Here is an 18,791-nt window from a genome sequence, read left to right as displayed (position 1 = left end):
AAGACTAATATCTTAGCTATTGGCGATAAAGGGTATGTAGGGTTGGGAAAAAGGCTTGAGAATACACTTGATTATGAGCTAATTATACAAAATAGAGCAAACCAAGTAGCTAATACTGCTACTGAAAAAGCATTTCTTGGTATTTTTCGTAAAACCATTGAAACAGTAAACTCAATACTGACAGAGCAGTTTAACATACAATATACACGTGCAAAGAGTGCTTGGGGACTAACAAATAGAATTATCGCAAAAATAACATCCCTAACTTTTGCTATTTATTTAAACTTTATAACTCAACAACCTATCTTAGATATAAAAAACTTTATATTTTAACTAGCACAATTGGTTGACTTATATTATCCTTGGCTTCACAAGTTAATCCTATAGAGGTAGATAAACTCATAGAGGGTTGCAGAAAAGGGCGGCTCAAAGACCAAGAAGGCTTGTACAAGCACTTCTACGGCTATGCTATGGGTATCTGTTTGAGGTATGCGAAGTCAAGAGATGAGGCAAGTGAGGTATTGAACGATGCTTTTTTAAAGGTATTCAACAAAATAGCCATGTATGATAATACTAAACTTTTTAAAGCATGGCTTCGCAGGATTGTGGTAAATACAGCTATAGACTACTATAGAAAAGAGCATAAATACGACAACCATGTGCCTATTGAAAAAGCTAATAAAGAAGAAAATGACTTTGATGCGATTGACCAACTCAATACAGAAGATATTTTGAAGTTATTACAAGAATTACCCCCTCATTACAGAGTTGTTTTTAACCTATACGAGATAGAAGGTTACTCGCATGACGAGATTGGGGAAATGTTAAAAATACCTGTGGGGACTTCAAAATCTCATTTATCGAGAGCAAAGCAGAGATTAAGAGCCTTAGTTTCAGAACAACTATACGCTAAGGCAGTCAAAGTACAAGGCTCTAATTTTTAAAAAACTAATAAAACATCAACTAAAACCGTAGTTTTTTTTTAACGCATGAAACACTTTCACTTAAAGATATGATTGACAAAGAAAATTTTGATGAAAGGCTGGCAAACAAGTTCCGAAAAGAATTAGATGACTATGAAGTAGAGTATAACCCTATGGATTGGGAAAAACTACGTCCCCGTCTAAAGCCACCTGTATTTACTAATATTTGGAAAAATGATTCTTGGAAACCGCTAAGCATGGCTGTAGCAGCCGCCTTATCTTTACTCATAGTAGCTTATGCCTACTGGAGCCAGATAGACCCTATTCAAATCAGTGAGAAACAGACCCTCGTACTTAGAGAAAATAAAACTACGGATAGACACGCTCCTGACTCCGCAGCTCACACGCTTGCTGAACTTTCCAAAGCACAGTCTGAAAAAATAGATGCTTTGAGCAAAAACTCTCCAAACAATGGAGCAGAAAATCGCACCTTGAAAAAAGATAATCCCAAAGAAGTCAATAAGTCTGAAAAAATAGCTTCTCATAACCATAAGAAGCCATCCAATAAACTATTGAACCAGAACAAAGTCAATGATAAAAATGACAGTAGGTTAGCACTAAATAGATTGAAAGAGAATATCGCAGAAAAACAAGAAGATGACATAGTTAAGCATAAAATAAGCGAGCAGGAAAAAATTACTCAACAAAGCCCAATCAGCGAACAGAAAAAAACCGTATTTGTCCAATTGATTGAGTTGGATAGTATGCACTTTGCGTATGCACCGCCTGCGTATGCACAAAATTTAGATTTGGAATTAAAAAACATTACTTCATCAAAGGCTTCTGACCAACTTCCCGCAAAGATGACCTTGGGAATGGTATTGAATACTTTGACTTATCAAAATGTCATAGAAAACGCTTCCAGTTTGGAAATGGGTTTGCAAATAGACCTCCCCATATCACGGAAATTGCATTTGATACCAAGTCTGTTAATAGCCCAACAACAAATGGAGTTTAGAAGAGAACGCTTAATGGTCAAAGAAACCCTGCCTCCCCCAAACATCACTAATATTGGGACAAGTGTAAATCCATCACCTACACACAGAAACACTTTCATTACTCAACATGCTCACAACGAGCTTACTATCCTTAATCTACCTATAGATTTGCAGTATGATTTGATTGAAAGCGGTAAATGGAAGATTTTTCTCAGAGGAGGTATCTCTAACTATGCTTATATCGTAGAAAAGTACCAATTTGCCAGCAATATAAGTAGCGTTAGCACAGATTTTACGCTTATGTCTTCTCCTAATTATACTAACTATACTACCTATACAGAAAGAAAACATCAAAGTTTTTCGCACATAGATTTTTTTGCAGGGTTAAATTTTGGGACAGGCATACAGTATGCGGCAAGCAAGCATCTTTTTGTGCAAGCTGTTCCTTTTTATCGCCTCCCTACACGAAAAGTGGCTCACGAGAACATGGAATTTAATACTTATGGGCTTTCTTTGATAGTAGGGTACAAGTAGCCCAAACCTTTGCTAATAATCTCAAAATAAATTTATATATTTGCTCGTCAAATTATTTTGCAAGCAAATCGTATCCCATGCAAGTCCCTACTAACATAGATGAAATAAAGCAACAGATAGAAAAAGAAGTAGCCCCCAAAGTAGGCAAAGTGCTTGGCATAGAAAAATTTAGCTGGAAAAACTTTCGCTTCAATATCATGGCAAGAGTAGCGGGTCTGACAGCAAGCATTTTTGGTTTTTCTGCACTTTGGGGTGAGGCGGGATACAACATTACTACCTTAGGGTTGGGTGCTTTGATTGTATTTCAAGTAATAGGACTTATCAAACATGTAGAAAGTGCTAACAGAGAAGTAGTGGATTTTTTGAATAACATTCGCTATGATGACTTCTCAAAGACCTACAAACTCAACGGGGAAGGGAAGTCTTTTGCAGAGTTAAACACCGCCTTTAATGAAGTCATTGGACGCTTCAGACAGATAAGAGCCGAGAAAGAAGCCAATTATCAATACCTCAAAACCATTATCCACCACATCGGCATCGGGATTATCTCTTTTGACCAAAATGGTAACGTACAGATTATCAATAACGCCGCAAAAAGATTATTTAAAATTAATCAGTTAGCCAATGTGGAAAATTTGAGGGGGTTTAGTAGCGAGTTGGTAGAAAAACTTTGGAACTTACGCACAGGCACAAGAGATTTGGTAAAAATATACACCAGCGATGAGATAATCCAATTAGCGATTTATGCCATAGAACTTACCCTAAGAGAAGAACATTACAAACTCATTACTTTGCAAAATATTCATACAGAGTTAGAAGAGCAAGAAATGGAAGCATGGCAAAAACTTATTCGCGTGCTTACGCATGAGATTATGAACTCTGTAACCCCTATCTCTTCCTTAGCCGCAACAGTGGAAGCTGAAATTGCCTGCTTAAAAGAAAATGTAGAAAAAGGTATTTCTATGGAGGATTTGGATGATATGCAAATGGCAATTCAAACTATCCAAAGACGTAGCGAAGGGCTGATACGCTTTGTAAGTGATTTCCGCAATCTTACTCACGTTCCTGTCCCAAAATTTAAGAATGTAAAGGTGGCAGAAATATTTAACCATATCAGCTTGCTGATGAGTAGCGAGATGGAAGCTAACCAGATAAAATTTGAGGCTTTTGTAGAGCCAGATACCTTGATAATTACCGCCGACCAAGAAATGATAGAACAAGTACTTATCAACTTGATTAAGAATGCTATACAGGCTTTGAATGAGTGCGAAAGAAAGTCCAACAAACAGATAATTCTTTTTGCCAAACAAGATGAAAAGAGCCGTCCCTTTATCGTAGTTCGCGATAATGGACCGGGCATCGACAAAGATGCGATTGACCGTATTTTTATTCCATTTTTTACTACTAAAAAAACAGGCTCTGGCATAGGTTTGAGCCTATCCCGACAAATCATGCGCCAGCATAAAGGTAGTATCACTGCTCATTCAGAAGTCAATTTAGGAACAGATTTTATTCTCAAATTTTAATCTTATTTTACTAATTTAGTCTTTTGCCTATTGTCTTGCTGGCTTAATCTCCGATGACCTATGTTTTACTTTTTAAATGAAAAGTTGTATTTTCCCCCTGTAAACCGAGCCGATAGGCAGGGCATCTTAGCAATAGGAGGTGATTTATCGCCTGAACGCCTGCTCTTGGCTTACCAATCAGGTATTTTCCCTTGGTTCAATGAAAATGACCCTATTATTTGGTGGTCGCCCGACCCGCGCTTCATCATGTATCCCCAAGCTATTAAAATTTCTAAAAGTATGAAACAAATACTAAGAAGTAAAAAATTCCACATTACTTTTGACCAAGACTTCTTAGGGGTCATTACCAACTGTCAGTCTATCAGACGCAAAGGGCAAGCAGGAACTTGGATTACAGAGGAAATGATAGAAGCCTATCTCAACTTACATCATTTAGGCTTTACCCACTCCATAGAAGCCTGGCAGGAAGGCGAGTTGGTAGGTGGACTGTATGGTATATCTTTGGGCAAAGCATTTTTTGGCGAGTCCATGTTTGCCAAAGTAAGCAATGCCTCCAAAGCCGCCTACATTACTTTAGTAAAAAATCTACAAGCACTTGATTTTCAACTGATAGATTGCCAAGTTTATACAGAGCATTTGGCAAGTTTAGGAGCAGAGAACGTTCCAAGAAAAGAGTTTATGAGATTACTCGCTAAAGCCCTCGAAGGAGAAACATTGGAAGGCAGTTGGCAGAAGTATATGCAAGCAATAGAATGGTAAGTCCTTCTTTTGAACTTCCTTATACAAAGTTGGTTTTTAGAGAAATTCTACGTTAATTTGTAAGATTATTGAAACTATCATCTCAAAAAATACAAAATGGTTACGCCACTTAGGGTACTGTTATTGCTTTTTTATGTTGCTTGCATCACAGCAGTTATCATGGTGCTTTCCCCCCAAGAAGTCAAGTTAGGGGAAGATTTTACCTTCAATGTATTTAGTACAGCAGACCTCTGGAACGAGGTAGATACAACACACAAGTTAGACATGTCGCAGTTTAGCGACATAGCCAACAAGGTAGATAGTATAGAAAAAGTAAGCCAAAAACAAGATATTTTAGTAACCTCTGCTACCTCTGAGGAAGTGGTTTCCTCTATTCACAAAGAAAAAATAGAACCTGTCAAAGATATTAAGTTTCCTATACAATTTGCAGATAGTCTTCAACCCAAACAGTTAGACAATTTCTTTGAATCTTTGAGAAAAATTTACAAGGACAAAAGTTTAGTTAGAATTATTCACTACGGAGATTCGCAAATCGAGGGCGACCGCATCAGCGAATACTTGCGAACTCGCCTACAAAATAAATTCGGAGGGTGTGGGGTAGGATTAGTCCCTGTGCTAGAAAAGCAAGCCTTTCGCTCTACACTCACCACCAATCATGCACCCAATTGGGTAAGAAATGCTATTTACGGCAATGATGCCCCCAAAAAGAAAGGAACTTTTCGCTTTGGCTTGCTTGCTTCTGCTTATCGGTATAGTCCTAAGCCTAACGATAGCCTATCCTCAAGCAACAAGACCTATCGCTCTTGGGTAAGTTTTAAGGAAACCAATATGCAAAGCGACCCTAAAAATACACAGATAGAAAACATCAAAATCTTGTACTCCTCTCCCCTATCTCGCATCAATGCAAGCATCAAAGTAGATGAGGGTGATAGCCCAAAGGACTCCTCCTCGCACTACTCTTTGGGCTATGCCAGTGATTTTAGTGTCTTTGAGCAATATTTTCCTGCTAAGTTTAAGAAAATGACCATAAACTTTGAGAGCGCAGAAGGAGCAGAAATCTATGGAGTAGCCTTAGACTGTAACGAAGGGATAGCCGTGGACAATGTTGCCCTAAGGGGTAGCTCTGGCGTAGAATTTACAAAAATAGACAAAGAATTTTTCCGACAACAAATCAAAGAAATGAATGTCAAGCTGATAATCATGCAGTTTGGCGTAAATGTTGTGCCAAATGTATTGAGCGATTACACTTTTTACGAAAATCTTTTCTATCAACAACTGAGGTATTTGAAATCTCTTTCCCCAGATTTGAATATTTTAGTAGTAGGCGTTTCGGATATGGCACACAAAAAAGGCACACGCTACGAATCCTACCCCAACATTGAGAAAATCAGAGATGCCCAAAAACGTGCCGCCTTTAAAGCAGGTTGTGCTTTTTGGGATTTATATGAGGCAATGGGAGGACATAATTCTATGTTGAGTTGGGTAAATAATAAACCTGCACTTGGCAATAAAGATTTTACACACTTTACTGCACGCGGGGCAAGGCTGGTGGGAGAGATGCTCTATAACGCCTTGATGAAAGAATATGATAACTACAAAAAACGCATGGGCTATGAAGACAAACTTCAATAAGTTAATCCTGACTTGTTCGCTTTGCTTTGCAATTTTCTTTCACAACAAAGCACAAGAAAATCCATTTACGTACAATTTTATTAAATACGAAAAAAATCAAATTTCACAGTTCAAAGCAGGTAACAGTGGAGGGTTAAAATATTTCCTCAACGGACTCAAAGAACTGGAAAATCGCATCAATCGGAAAGTTAATATTGTCCATATTGGCGATTCACATGTGCAAGCCGATGTACTTTCCAACAAGATTCGTGAGCTTTTCCAGAAAGACGAACGCTTTGCCAATGGAGGTAGAGGCTTCATCTTCCCTTATGCCGTTGCCCAAACCAATAATCCCGTAAACTATTATGTTACTTACACTGGCTATTGGCAAGGACTGAAGAGCGTAAGCCGTAATGTGGAAACCAAATGGGGACTTTCCGCTATCTCCTCTAAAACCTTTGATGTAAATGCCACTATTACCATTAATCCTAACGTGGGGAACACTAACTACACTATTTCGCGAATTAAGATTTTCTATCCTGTCTTTGACCCCAGTTCCTTTAATGTCAGTTTGGACATAGACCCCAAAGAGCTACTTTCTACCTATCTAAGCCGCAGTGGGTATGTAGAGTATCAGTTTAAGAATCCACAATCCGAAGTAAAAATTACATTCAATAAGATAAGTGCCTTGCAAAATCACTTTCTCTTGCAAGGGATTAGCTTAGAGAATGACGAGGCAGGAGTAATTTATCACGCCATAGGCATCAATGGGGCAACCGTACCTACCTACTTCCGTTGCCAAGACTTTGATACACATTTGAACGTATTAAAGCCAGACTTGGTCATCATCTCACTTGGTACAAACGATACTCACGTTAGTAGGTTTAATGCAGAAGATTATAAAAACAATCTACAATATCTGATTTACGAAATCCGTAAAGCCTCCCCACAGGCTTCTATCTTGCTTACTACACCCGCAGATAGCTACCTCTGGCGAAGAAAACCCAACCCTAATAATGAAAAAGCAAGACAAGAAATCTTAGAGTTAGCCGAAGAAATGAACTTAGCCGTTTGGGACTTTTATGAAATCATGGGAGGTTTCAAATCCATAGACAAGTGGGTAGCTAACAATTTAGCCACCAGAGACAAACTTCATTTCTCTTCCAAAGGTTATCTATTGCAAGGCGAACTTCTTTTCGAGGCACTAAATAATGCCTATAAAGAATATATCAGTGCGAAGTGGTAATTTTATTTTGCTAATATTTTCTAAATGTGTCTTTAACAATATGAAAATATACATCAAATTTATATTTGCTTTATGTTTCTTTTTCTCAAATAGTAAAAAAGAAAAATCTCTGCCTTTAACTCCAACTATGTCTGACGCACCTTTTGAAATAGGGAAAAGTGTAGGCATGATAGACAGCCCAGAGATTATGGAAGCCTCTGGCTTAGTTGCCAGCAGGAACAACTCCCACGCTCTTTGGGTACACAATGATAGCGGGGACAAAAACCGCATTTTCTTAATTAGTGAAAGTGGAAAATTGTTAGCCACTTTTACCATTGATAGTGCCAAACATAGAGACTGGGAAGACATTACCATAGGAGAGGAAAATGGTATCAATTACCTATACGTCGGCGACATAGGGGACAATTTTGCTCGCAACGAGGTAAATACCATTTATCGCTTTCCCGAGCCTCAGATAAGTCCACAAGACTCCCCTATTGACAGCACAATTAAGGAGGTCAAAACTATCCAATTTCGCTATCCTGACGGAAAAAGGGACGCAGAATGCCTCATGTTTGACCCAGCTACCAAAGACCTCATTATTATTTCTAAGCGAGAGGACAATGTAGGCATCTATCTCGCCCCCTATCCACAGTCCTTTACAGAAATCATCACTTTGCAGAAAGTAGGAGAACTACCCTTTAACCAAATAACCGCAGGAGATATTTCACCTAATGGCAAAGAAATCTTAATAAAAAATTACCTAAAAGTATATTATTGGAAAAAAGAAGGTCAGGAGAGCATGATAGAGTTGCTCCGTAAACCCTATCTCAATCTACCTTATCAAAGAGAGGTACAAGGCGAAGCGATTGCTTGGAAGATAGATGGCTCAGGCTATTTTACGCTGAGTGAAAACCCCCTGAAACAGCCTCTCCATTTGTTTTTTTATCAAAGGAAATGATTGCAAAAAATAACATAAATGCGATTTTTAAGTGAAATATATTTAAGTACATGAGCAAAATTAATCGCTCCACCCCCAGCCCTTCAGTTGCACTGCGCCCCCAAAGGAGAAAGGAGTTAAAATGTTGATTATCAAAAAGTCTTTCCCCTGATAGGAAAGATTTAGATAGGGGCAAAGGAACATTTTAATTTATTGAATTACTTAAAAAATCAAAATATGAGTATCCATTTCTTTACAGAGGACATCAAATACCAAGTCAAGCATAAAAGTATCCTTAAAAAGTGGCTCAAAGAAGCCATTAAAGCGCATCATTATCTGCTCCAAGAACTCAATGTCATTCTATGCTCTGACGATTACCTCTATGAAATGAATATCAAATACTTAGACCACGATACACTCACCGATGTCATTACTTTTGACAATTCTGATAAGGAGCAGACAGTAGAGGGTGATATTTTTATCAGCTTAGACCGCATCAAAGAAAATGCCCAAAATCTTAATATTCCTTTTGAAAAGGAACTCCATAGAGTAATTATTCACGGGACATTGCATCTCTTAGGCTTCAAAGACAAAACCTCACAAGACCAAGAAATCATGCGAAAAATAGAAGATTTTTGGTTAGAAAAGTTGGTTTTAGACTAAGACATCAGGCTTTAGTACACTCATTCAAAGATTTACTGTTTAATTTAACTATTTAGTTAAAATTTTAGTTAAATTATTTGGATAATAAATTTTTGTTCCTTTACTTTGTAGCATCAATTTAGCAGAAGGAATTTAGCAGATGATAAAAACAGAAAACACACCTATTGCAGAACAGGAACTTTCCACCGAAGAGAAAATTTTAGCGGCGGCTCGTAGCGTATTTACCAAAAAGGGAATGTCGGGAGCGCGTATGCAGGACATCGCAGACGAAGCAGGCATCAACAAAGCCTTATTACATTACTATTTTCGCAGTAAAGAAAAACTATTTGATAGGATTTTTGAAGAAGCAAGCAATAAAATGTTTTCCATACTCAACAGCATCATTGCAGATGAAAAACTCTCTGTGAGGGAAAAAATCAAAGACTTGATAGAAAATTATATCAATATGGCGATTGCCAATCCCTATATTCCTGCTTTCGTAATGGGTGAGGCGAACCAAAATCCTGATTTTATAAAAGAATACTTGATAAAAAAGATTTCTGTGCATAAGCAGTTGATTGCCCATTTTCAAGAGGCAATCAGTTTGGGAGAGATAAAACCAACCAATCCTGTGCAGTTGTTTATGAATGTGATGTCGCTGGCTGTTTTCCCTTTTATCGTCCGACCTATTTTTCAGGCAGGTTTTGGCGTAACAGACGAGCAGTTCAACGCACTCATGGAGCAAAGGAAAAAGCACTTGGTGGAGTTCATCATGGCGGCGATAAAACCGTAAGGGAGTGATGAGTTATAAATTATGAGTTATGAATGGAATGCAAAATTTAGTAGCTTTTAAAATATAAAATACTAAAATTCAATTTTTTACGTGTTATCACATGAAAAACAAAAACCTAAGTAAAAAATAATAACTTATAACTATACATATATTTTAACCAAATAATTAAAACAAAAAGTTAAATGAAAAAAGAAGTAAAAGAGATACTGATTTCTATGGGGATAGTAGAAACAGCCATTACAGAAAAAGCACATTTGATGTACGATTTGGGCTTAGACAGCCTTGATGTTACTGAGTTTGTGATGTTGGTAGAAGAAAAATTCAAGATTGCGATTCCTGACTCTGCACAAGAGAAAATTGCCACAGTAGGAGATTTGTTTGCCTACTTAGAAGCAAACACCAAAGTAGCCTTAGCCACTTAGTGAAAATTTTTTTAAACATAATTTAACCAAAAAGTTAAATCATACAATAAAATCAACTTAGTTAAACCTTAAAATGAAAAAGTTTTTGCTCATTATCGCTATTGTTTGCTTGCCTTTTGGCTTTGCTCAGGCACAAACTCCTTTGAGTTTGCAACAGTGCATCGACAAGGCTTTGCAGGAAAATCTAAGCATCAAATCGGCTCGCTATGACATAGACCTCACCAATGACAAAATCCAAGAGGTAAAAGCGGGCTTGTTTCCACAAGTAAACTTAAACGCCAACTATCAATACAATACGCAGATCGCCAAACAATTAGCCCCTGCCGCTGCTTTTGGTGGCAAGCCAGGCGAGTTCCTTACCCTGCAGTTTGGCGTACCTATTACGACTACTATCGGGGTTTCTGCCAATCAAGCCTTGTTCAATGCCCAAATCTTTATTGGCTTGAAAGCGGCAAAAACTGCAGGCGAACTTTCTCAACTCCAACTGCTTAGAAGTCAAGAAGATGTGGTTTACAACGTGAGTGCCACTTACTACAATGCTCAAAGTTTGGCGCAACAGGTTGACTTGTTAAAACAAAATTTGGCTTCTGTGCTAAAACTCATTGATACATCTAATTTGCTCTATCAGAATCAATTAGGAAAGAAAATAGATGTAGAACGCTTAGAAGTAAACCGTGCCAACTTAGAAACGCAAATTGAAAACTTGGAAAATACATATAGTCAGTTGATTAGCTTGTTAAAATTTTTGACGAATACCCCACAAGATACTCCTTTGGAAATCCAAAAAGACATACAAACCGACCTCAATGCGCTTTTGCAAGAAGCAGGAAGCATAGAGCAACGCACTGAATTTAAGCTACTTGAAGTTCAAAAAGTGTTGAACGGCTTTGAGCAGAAGCAAATCAGTAGTGCCTATTTTCCGATAATTTCTTTGGTAGGGCAGTATGCCCAACAAGGCTTTGCCAAGCCGGGAGAGTTGGATTACAGGTCTTTTCCTGTGAGTTTTGTTGGCGTACAGTTGCAAATGAATCTATTTGACGGTTTTAACAAAATGTATAAAATGCGTCAGAAAAAAATAGAATTGCAAAAGTTGGAAAATCAAGTACTTACTTTCAAAGAAAATACGAGCAGGGAAATGACCAATGCCCGCAACACTTTGAGAGTCAATTTGAAAAGCCTGACCTTTCAACAAACAAATATGACTTTGGCACGAAAAGTTTATGAGCAAACACAAATGCAGTTCAAAGAGGGAATCGTAGGGATTACTGACGTACTTAATGCAGAAAATGCCCTGAAAGAGGCTCAAACCAACTACTTAACGGCTTTGGTGAAGGTCAGAGTAGCGGAATTGGATTTGAAAAAAGCAAATGGAACACTCATAAATAAATGACAGAATCTGGAATTTGAAAATCTGTAATCTGGAATGGAAAAATTAGTCTCGTCCCTAACGGGACTTTTATGGGTTTGCTGTTATCTTTTTGTAGAAAAAAAGTAAAACACATTTGCCCAAGTCTTGTTAGGTACGGAACTCAATAAAATATTTTAAAAAATCAAAAATAAAGCGAATAAGAAATTTTGCCAATCCTTTTAAAACCATGAAAAAAGTCATCATTGCATTAGTCATTATCGGAGCTATTGGGCTGACAGCTTGGAAGCTATCCGAAAATAAAAAAGCAGTAGAAGAAAAAGTGTACCGCCGAGACCCCAACACCCAAGTCTTGGTAAAAACTGCCAAAGTAACACTCCAAGAGTTAAATCAGGTGCAAACTTGGTTAGGCACTTTTGAGCCAAACAGGGAAATCAAAATCCTTTCTGAAACCAACGGCAAGGTCGTAAAAGTAGGCATTAGCGAGGGAGAAAGGGTAAGCGCAGGACAACTCATTGCCCAAGTAGATAGCGATATTTTGCAATATCAAATCCTTGCAGCAGAGGCAAACTACCAAGAAGCACAAGCAGATGTAAGACGTTACCAAAACCTCACCAAAGAGGAAGCAGTCGCAAAAATCCAATTGGAGAAAGCAAATTTGTCAGCCAAAGCTGCGGAATCCCAACTCAAAGTCTTGCAAAAGCAGTTAAAAAATACGACTATCGTTGCACCTTTTAGTGGCACGATTACCTCTAAAACTTTTGACTTAGGAACGGTCTTAGCCATGGGAACACCTTTGGCACAACTCACTGATATTTCGGCAGTTAAGCTCGTAATTAATGTCCCTGAGAAAGACATTTTAAAGTTCAAAGAAGGGCAAAGCGTCAATGTTACCACAGATGTATTTCCAAATCAGCAGTTTGCGGGAAAGGTAACTATGATAAGTGCTAAAAGCGACAATGCTCATAACTACCCTGTGCAGATTTTAGTGAATAATAGTAGTACGAACCTATTGCGTGCAGGTATGTACGGTTCGGTAGTGATAGACAATAGCTTGAAAACAAATGCCTTAGTGATTCCAAGAAATGCTTTGGTAGGTACTGTAAAACAACCACAAGTTTTTGTAGTAGAAAATGGAAAAGCAGTGCTTAAAAACATTCAAATTGGCACATCAAGTAATGATTTTTACGAAGTAACGGAAGGATTAAAGGAAGGCGAAATCGTGATTATTAGCGGTCAAGTGAACTTGGAGAACGGAACGCTGGTGAAGGAGTAATTCTAAATCTGGAATCAGTAAATGAGGAATATAGAATGAAATACAAAAAATCTTAATTCCAGATTCCAGATTAAAAAATTTTACATTCAAAAATTAATTTAAGATGACATTAACAGAAATAGCTATCAAACGTCCTTCGCTGATTATTGTAATTTTCAGTGTATTGACTCTGGGAGGGATTTTTGCCTATAAAAATTTGGGCTACGAACTGATGCCTGATTTTGCTGCCCCCGTGATTACGATTACTACGGTTTATCCTGGTGCTTCGCCTTCGGAGGTAGAGAGTTCAGTTACTAAAAAAATTGAAGACGCTATCTCAGGTTTGGAAAATATAGAGGACATGACATCTAAATCGTTGGAAAATGCCTCCGTGATTGTGGTCAATTTTAAGCATGGGACAGACATCAACTTGACTTTGCAAGATGCTCAACGGAAGATAGATAATATAAGAAAAAACCTACCTACAGAAGTACAAGCCCCGCTTATTTCCAAAATTGCAATTAACGACCAACCTATTATGCAGGTAGCGGTCAATGCAAATTTGGCAGATAGAGTGCTGTACGACAAGATGAAAAATGAAATTTTGCCTCAAATTCAGCAGTTGAAAGGGGTAGCCCAAGTAGATATGATGGGGGGGGAGGAGCGTGAAATCAGAGTAAATGTGAACAAAGACAAATTGGCTTTTTACAAGGTTTCGCTTTTGCAAGTTACCCAAGCGATTAAACAGGCAAATATGGAGTTCCCTACAGGCAAGATAAAAAACCCTGACGACCAAATGACGGTGAAATTAGCTGGGAAATTTGCTTCCATAGATGACTTGAAAAATTTAGTGATTTTCACTCCGCCAATGGGCAGCCCTATTCGTCTGAGTGAGGTGGCAGATGTAACCGATGGAATTGCAGATATTTCAAGTATCATTCGTTTCAATGGACAAAACGGGATTGGCTTGCGTATCAGGAAACAAGGAGATGCTAATGCAGTAGAAACTTCCAAAGTGATACGCCTAAAAATGGCTGATTTGGAGAAGCAATATGCCAAAGAAAACTTAAAATTTGTCATTGCTGATGATGTTTCTCTTTTTACCTTAGATGCAGTTGATGCGGTAACTCACGATTTGGAAATTGCGATTGTATTGGTGGGTTTGGTGATGTTACTTTTCTTGCATAGCCTGCGTAACTCGCTGATTGTCATGATAGCAATTCCTGCCTCTTTGGTATCTGCACTGTTAGCAATGTGGATTTTGGGCTATACGCTAAACTTGATGACGCTGTTGGCTATGAGTTTGGTGATTGGGATTTTGGTGGACGACTCTATTGTGGTGTTGGAAAATATTTATAGGCACTTGGAAATGGGAAAAAAGCCAAGACAAGCGGCTTTGGACGGTAGGAATGAAATTGGTTTTTCCGCGCTTTCCATTACTTTGGTGGACGTAGTAGTGTTTTTGCCTATTACTTTTGTCAATACTTTGATTGCTGACCTTTTGAGACAATTTGCTGTGGTAGTGGTCGTTTCTACCTTGATGAGTTTGTTTGTGTGCTTTACGCTTACGCCTTGGTTGGCTTCTCGTTTTTCAAAACTCATTCATTTGAATCCTAAAAATCCGCTTCAATGGGTCTTGATTCAGTTTGAAAAAGGCTTAGACAGTTTCACAAATGGATATGTAAAAGTAGTTCGCTGGGCATTGAATCACAAACTGTTAGCTGTTGGAATTATTTTATTGCTTTTCTTTGGCACAGGGCAAGTGATGAAGTTGGGCATTTTAGGGCAGGAGTTCGTGGCAAGGGGCGACCAAGGCAAGTTTGTGCTTCGCATGGAATACGACAAAAACACCTCTTTGCAACGCAACAACTTGATTACAAAGCAAATAGAAGATTATATTTTACAAAAGAAAGAAGTTGAGTATATTTTCTCTAACGTAGCTGGGGCTTCCTCTGGGGTAACTTCCACAGGCTTGGGGGCAGAAAATAAGGCAGAGTTGACGGTGCAGCTATTTCCTGCCAATAAAGTAAAAAGAGAAAATACGGAAAAATACATGACGCAAGTTCGTAAGGAGTTAGCTGAAAAATTTGCAGGGATTGATATTTCCTCTTCCGTGATTGGTTTAGTAAACTCTGGGCAAGCCCCAATTGAGATAATTCTTAGCGGCGAAAACTACGAGCAGGTCATTCAAACAGCCAACAAAGTTAAACATATTGTGTTGAATACCGCAGGGGCAAATGACGTGCAGGTTTCTGTACAAACAGGCAATCCTGAACTTCGCGTAGATTTGGACAGGGAAAAAATGGCGCGACTGGGCTTGAACATCACTACCGTGGGGGCAACCCTTCAAAATTCCTTGGCAGGAAATGACGACTCAAAGTATAGCGAAGGAGGTAACGACTACAAAATCAGGGTAATGCTTGACGCTTTTGACCGCAAAAACCCTGAAGATGTCAAAGAAATTGCCTTTTTGAACGCACAAGGACAGTTAATTAAACTTTCTCAATTTGCAACTATTAGCCAAAGTACCGCCCCTTCTATGTTGGAGCGCAAAGACCGCAGAGGTTCGGTTACGGTAACAGCCTATAACGTGGGGAGAGGCTCTGGCTCAGTAGCCGAAGACATCCAAAAAGAACTTGCTAAAAACCCACTTCCTGCGGGTATAGACCTCAAATGGGGGGGCGACATCAAAAGACAAAACGACTCTTTTGGTGCATTGGGCTTGGCGTTGTTGGCTTCTTTGATATTGGTTTACCTGATTATGGTGGCACTGTACGACAATTATGTTTATCCTTTTGTAGTTCTTTTCTCTATTCCTGTGGCAATGATTGGTGCGCTCTTAGCGTTGAACTTGTCCATGTCCAATTTCAGTATTTTTGCGGGTTTGGGCATAATCATGCTTTTGGGTTTGGTGATGAAGAATGCAATTTTAATAGTGGACTTTGCCAATCACTTGAAAGAGAAAGGTATGAAAACCTTTGAGGCACTTTTAGAAGCCGTAAGAGAACGTATGCGTCCCATTTTGATGACTACGGTAGCGATGGTGTTCGGTATGATTCCGATAGCGATAGCCAAAGGTGCTGGGGCAGAGTGGAAAAATGGCTTGGCGTGGGTGCTGATAGGGGGCTTGCTCAGTTCTATGTTCCTGACGATTGTCCTTGTTCCTATCATGTATGCTACGGTGGACATGGTGAAAGAGAAGTTTGAGAAGTGGTTTGGGGGGAAAAAGGAAAAGGTAGTGGAGGAGGTTTTGGAGGTGGTGTAGGTTTGCTTACACCTGTCAGGTTTCCTACACCTGTCAGGTTTTAAAAACCTGACAGGTGTATAGAGCTTAATCAAACTCAATAATATACTTATCAAATTCATTTTCACTATGTTGTAACTGATGAAAATACTTATATTCATTTGCATCTCCAAACCAAGTTAGCAGTTCTTCTCTTTGCAAGCGAGTAGGCTTGTTAGAAATATGACTATAATAAGAGGAATAAGGATAATCTTTGAAGTCTTTGACAAAACCATGCTTTTGAGGATTGTAGTGAATATACCAAACCAAACGACTGAAATAGGCACTATCTTCTACAATCAATCGCTTAAAAGGACTCTCAAAAAGGCTTCCTGTGCGATTGTATGCTTTATTGATGGCTTTAGAGTAAGCATTAAACATATCGGAAAAGTGCTTGCTGACTACTCTTTCTGCGCTATGCAAACCTTCTTGGTGCGGAGATTTTTTGTTTTCTATCAAATTTTCCTTTACTCGCACCAAGAGATGAAAATGGTTTTTAAGCAGGCAATAAGCAAAAGTATCTAAAGCAGGAGAAAGGTAAAGAGCATACTTTTCTAAAAAATAGGCATAGTTTCGTTCCTCTATGAATAGATTAGTCCCGTTGTTACCACGATTGTAAATATGGTAGATTTTCTCTTCTTCTAATGGTAGGGTTTCATTTTGGATTTATATTTTATGTTTACTTACACCTGTCAGGTCTTTGTATTTACACCTGACAGGTTTTAAAAACCTGACAGGTGTGATAAAACCTTGCACCACTTTCGACTCATCTGAGCTACTCACAGCACAAGGTTAGGTTTTCTTTGCCCTCTTTGAAAGGGACAGGACAATTGCTTGTTCCTATTTGATGTCCTCCGACTATTCTATACGAGCTAAAAGGAAATAACTAAGCGGAAGCCCAAGTTGTTGTTGCGATTCGTAGGCGTGTTGTTGTTACGATTCGCTACACGACAATTCTCAGGATTGTTGTTCCAGCTACCGCCACGATTGACGCGGTTAGTGCCTAATAGCAAATGCCCTTTAAAGCCCCAAAGATAGGCTTTTTCTGAAATTCAGCGTATTTGCCTTGAAAATAAAAGAGAGCAAAGGCAGAATTTTTTGCTGATATTTACTTTCGGTTATCAAACCTCTCTCAAAGTCTGTTTTGGCTCTATTAATTTTATGTATAAATCTGATTTTACTCTTATGAAGTAGCTTTACATGAGTAGGGAAAAGGCGATAACCCAAAAAGGGCAAGCCCTGTGAGGTAAAATTTAGTAAAGTAGGTTTTAAAGTGCATTTTAAGTTGGTTTCTATATAATCATTGATTTTTTCTTTGATCTCTTTGAGAAATTCTTTGGAGTCGTGCCAAAGCACCATGTCATCCATATAGCGCACATAGTTCTTACATTGCAAATTTTCCTTGATAAAATGGTCTAAACCTGCCAGATAATGATTGGCAAAATATTGGCTGGTCAGGTTGCCTATTGGGACACCTCTGTCTGGAGAAGCCGCGTAGCTGTCTATGATTTGATAAAAAATTTGCAATAATCGCTTATCTTTGAATCGCTTTGCCAATTGGCTTTTGAGTACGCTGTGGTGGATACTATCAAAGAATTTTTTTACGTCTAATTTGAGGAAAAAAGTATGCTTTTGAGTGAAATGCTGTGCTTTTTCCAATGCAGCATAAACGCCTTTGCCTTTTCTGCTCGCATAGCTTTCATAGACTTGGTAACGCTCAAAATAGGGGTGGCAAACGTTCATCAGCGCATGATGCAAGACTTGCTCACTAAAAGCAGAAGCACATATTTGGCGTTCTTTGGGTTCATAGACTTTGAAATAGCGATAATTGCCTACGCTTACTTTTCCGCTAAGAATTTCGCTTTGAAGATTTAATAAATTGATTTCTAAATCATTGGAGTAATCAAGCACTTGGCGACTGTATCTCTTGCCTTTGCCAGCCTTCCAAACCGCAAGGCGCAAATTATCCGTGTCTGCTATACTATGAAGTAAGTTGCCCACTCTTTTCATCGGCTTCTAAGGCTTTGATAAATAGCTGTCCGTATTTCTCTACTTTTTTCTCTCCTATGCCTTTGATGGTTTTCATTTTGGCAAGGGTAAACTCTGGTAACTTTGCCAATTCTGCCAATTCCTCGTCTGTGAAAACTGCAAAAGCGGGTATCGCCTCATTTTGGGCTATTTGTTTGCGTATCTCACGCATACGCGAAAAACGCTTAAAAACCGCTTCTTCAAGCACCTGCTTGTAATCTGTTTTTACTTTTTCTCCACTCATTGGTGTAGGGGCAGTATCCAAATACTTGATACAAAAACTCCAAAAAGAGCTTCCTGAGTGGTGAATCAATTGATTTTCTACTTGTAATATCTTTTTGCTTCGCAAGAAAATATTGAGTTCTTCGTTGGCAGACTCTCCGCCAATGATAGGAATACTAAAAATTTTAATTTGCATAAAAAAAAAATCGGGGGGCTTACGCCCCATTATTTACTTTCTTATTTTCGCTTCGCATTGATTATTGT

General features: G+C 38.5%; 18 protein-coding genes. 14 read left to right on the top strand and 4 right to left on the bottom strand.

Translation table 11 applies throughout. From position 1 onward, the window contains the following. From BM141_RS22880 to BM141_RS08890, 14 genes are all read left to right on the top strand, one after another. Positions 1 to 333 (top strand): hypothetical protein (locus tag BM141_RS22880; RefSeq protein ID WP_394331677.1); only part of this gene is annotated, 333 nt, incomplete at its 5' end. A 29-nt stretch (positions 334 to 362) separates the two neighbouring features. Further along, positions 363 to 944, top strand: a complete 582-nt coding sequence (locus BM141_RS08950) for an RNA polymerase sigma factor (protein WP_245764026.1) — start codon at positions 363 to 365, stop codon at positions 942 to 944. 68 nt (positions 945 to 1,012) lie between these two features. Further along, complete coding sequence (locus BM141_RS08945) at positions 1,013 to 2,455, top strand: outer membrane beta-barrel protein (protein WP_091544149.1); 1,443 nt, start codon at positions 1,013 to 1,015, stop codon at positions 2,453 to 2,455. Between the two features lie 77 nt (positions 2,456 to 2,532). Then, positions 2,533 to 3,981: a sensor histidine kinase gene (locus BM141_RS08940; protein ID WP_091544147.1), complete on the top strand. Its 1,449-nt coding sequence runs from the start codon at positions 2,533 to 2,535 to the stop codon at positions 3,979 to 3,981. A 60-nt stretch (positions 3,982 to 4,041) separates the two neighbouring features. After that, a complete protein-coding gene (gene aat / locus BM141_RS08935) occupies positions 4,042 to 4,740 on the top strand; it encodes a leucyl/phenylalanyl-tRNA--protein transferase (RefSeq protein ID WP_091544145.1) in 699 nt (232 codons plus the stop codon). Between the two features lie 96 nt (positions 4,741 to 4,836). Beyond that, positions 4,837 to 6,372 carry an SGNH/GDSL hydrolase family protein gene (locus BM141_RS08930; RefSeq protein WP_091544142.1) on the top strand — a complete coding sequence of 512 codons (1,536 nt, stop codon included), beginning with the start codon at positions 4,837 to 4,839 and terminating at the stop codon, positions 6,370 to 6,372. After that, the gene (locus tag BM141_RS08925; RefSeq protein WP_177217314.1) at positions 6,353 to 7,597 is read left to right on the top strand and encodes a GDSL-type esterase/lipase family protein; all 1,245 of its coding nucleotides are present in this window, start codon (positions 6,353 to 6,355) and stop codon (positions 7,595 to 7,597) included. The genes BM141_RS08930 and BM141_RS08925 overlap by 20 nt, the downstream gene beginning before the upstream one ends. A gap of 127 nt (positions 7,598 to 7,724) precedes the next feature. Next, positions 7,725 to 8,537 carry a hypothetical protein gene (locus BM141_RS08920; protein WP_177217313.1) on the top strand — a complete coding sequence of 271 codons (813 nt, stop codon included), beginning with the start codon at positions 7,725 to 7,727 and terminating at the stop codon, positions 8,535 to 8,537. A gap of 216 nt (positions 8,538 to 8,753) precedes the next feature. Continuing rightward, positions 8,754 to 9,179 carry an rRNA maturation RNase YbeY gene (gene ybeY / locus BM141_RS08915; RefSeq protein ID WP_091544188.1) on the top strand — a complete coding sequence of 142 codons (426 nt, stop codon included), beginning with the start codon at positions 8,754 to 8,756 and terminating at the stop codon, positions 9,177 to 9,179. Positions 9,180 to 9,318: 139 nt separating this feature from the next. Beyond that, on the top strand, positions 9,319 to 9,951 hold the full coding sequence (locus tag BM141_RS08910; RefSeq protein WP_091544133.1) for a TetR/AcrR family transcriptional regulator: 633 nt from the start codon (positions 9,319 to 9,321) through the stop codon (positions 9,949 to 9,951). A gap of 182 nt (positions 9,952 to 10,133) precedes the next feature. Beyond that, positions 10,134 to 10,373, top strand: a complete 240-nt coding sequence (locus BM141_RS08905) for an acyl carrier protein (RefSeq protein ID WP_091544130.1) — start codon at positions 10,134 to 10,136, stop codon at positions 10,371 to 10,373. Between the two features lie 73 nt (positions 10,374 to 10,446). After that, positions 10,447 to 11,763: a TolC family protein gene (locus tag BM141_RS08900; RefSeq protein ID WP_091544127.1), complete on the top strand. Its 1,317-nt coding sequence runs from the start codon at positions 10,447 to 10,449 to the stop codon at positions 11,761 to 11,763. A 205-nt stretch (positions 11,764 to 11,968) separates the two neighbouring features. After that, entirely contained in the window at positions 11,969 to 13,015 is a 1,047-nt protein-coding gene (locus BM141_RS08895; protein WP_091544125.1) for an efflux RND transporter periplasmic adaptor subunit, read from the top strand. Positions 13,016 to 13,118: 103 nt separating this feature from the next. Next, entirely contained in the window at positions 13,119 to 16,259 is a 3,141-nt protein-coding gene (locus tag BM141_RS08890; protein WP_091544122.1) for an efflux RND transporter permease subunit, read from the top strand. A 66-nt stretch (positions 16,260 to 16,325) separates the two neighbouring features. On the opposite strand, the gene BM141_RS08885 is transcribed toward BM141_RS08890, so the two are convergent. The 4 genes from BM141_RS08885 to BM141_RS08875 all read right to left on the bottom strand — a co-directional run bounded on the left by BM141_RS08885 (position 16,326) and on the right by BM141_RS08875 (position 18,723). Next, entirely contained in the window at positions 16,326 to 16,757 is a 432-nt protein-coding gene (locus tag BM141_RS08885; RefSeq protein WP_245764025.1) for a hypothetical protein, read from the bottom strand. A 392-nt stretch (positions 16,758 to 17,149) separates the two neighbouring features. Then, positions 17,150 to 17,290, bottom strand: coding sequence for an SUMF1/EgtB/PvdO family nonheme iron enzyme (locus BM141_RS22570; protein ID WP_221407654.1), 141 nt, complete (start codon positions 17,288 to 17,290; stop codon positions 17,150 to 17,152). A 7-nt stretch (positions 17,291 to 17,297) separates the two neighbouring features. Next, on the bottom strand, positions 17,298 to 18,287 hold the full coding sequence (locus BM141_RS08880; protein ID WP_091544116.1) for an RNA-directed DNA polymerase: 990 nt from the start codon (positions 18,285 to 18,287) through the stop codon (positions 17,298 to 17,300). Further along, complete coding sequence (locus BM141_RS08875; protein WP_177217312.1) at positions 18,259 to 18,723, bottom strand: HRDC domain-containing protein; 465 nt, start codon at positions 18,721 to 18,723, stop codon at positions 18,259 to 18,261. Before BM141_RS08875 ends, BM141_RS08880 begins: the two co-directional genes overlap by 29 nt. Positions 18,724 to 18,791 lie beyond the last annotated feature (68 nt).

The sequence above is a fragment of the Thermoflexibacter ruber genome (genome assembly GCF_900113045.1).
Taxonomy (GTDB): Bacteria; Bacteroidota; Bacteroidia; order Cytophagales; family Thermoflexibacteraceae; genus Thermoflexibacter; species Thermoflexibacter ruber.
This window is presented reverse-complemented; position numbering and strand designations above follow the sequence as displayed.

Coding starts and splice junctions, on each gene's coding strand:
- BM141_RS08880 (WP_091544116.1), bottom strand. CDS start 18,287: ATGAAAAGAGTGGGCAACTTACTTCATAGTATAGCAGACACGGATAAT.
- BM141_RS08925 (WP_177217314.1), top strand. CDS start 6,353: ATGAAGACAAACTTCAATAAGTTAATCCTGACTTGTTCGCTTTGCTTT.
- BM141_RS08930 (WP_091544142.1), top strand. CDS start 4,837: ATGGTTACGCCACTTAGGGTACTGTTATTGCTTTTTTATGTTGCTTGC.
- BM141_RS08890 (WP_091544122.1), top strand. CDS start 13,119: ATGACATTAACAGAAATAGCTATCAAACGTCCTTCGCTGATTATTGTA.
- ybeY (WP_091544188.1), top strand. CDS start 8,754: ATGAGTATCCATTTCTTTACAGAGGACATCAAATACCAAGTCAAGCAT.
- BM141_RS08910 (WP_091544133.1), top strand. CDS start 9,319: ATGATAAAAACAGAAAACACACCTATTGCAGAACAGGAACTTTCCACC.
- BM141_RS08940 (WP_091544147.1), top strand. CDS start 2,533: ATGCAAGTCCCTACTAACATAGATGAAATAAAGCAACAGATAGAAAAA.
- aat (WP_091544145.1), top strand. CDS start 4,042: ATGTTTTACTTTTTAAATGAAAAGTTGTATTTTCCCCCTGTAAACCGA.
- BM141_RS08920 (WP_177217313.1), top strand. CDS start 7,725: ATGTCTGACGCACCTTTTGAAATAGGGAAAAGTGTAGGCATGATAGAC.
- BM141_RS08895 (WP_091544125.1), top strand. CDS start 11,969: ATGAAAAAAGTCATCATTGCATTAGTCATTATCGGAGCTATTGGGCTG.
- BM141_RS08875 (WP_177217312.1), bottom strand. CDS start 18,723: ATGCAAATTAAAATTTTTAGTATTCCTATCATTGGCGGAGAGTCTGCC.
- BM141_RS08945 (WP_091544149.1), top strand. CDS start 1,013: ATGATTGACAAAGAAAATTTTGATGAAAGGCTGGCAAACAAGTTCCGA.
- BM141_RS08900 (WP_091544127.1), top strand. CDS start 10,447: ATGAAAAAGTTTTTGCTCATTATCGCTATTGTTTGCTTGCCTTTTGGC.
- BM141_RS08905 (WP_091544130.1), top strand. CDS start 10,134: ATGAAAAAAGAAGTAAAAGAGATACTGATTTCTATGGGGATAGTAGAA.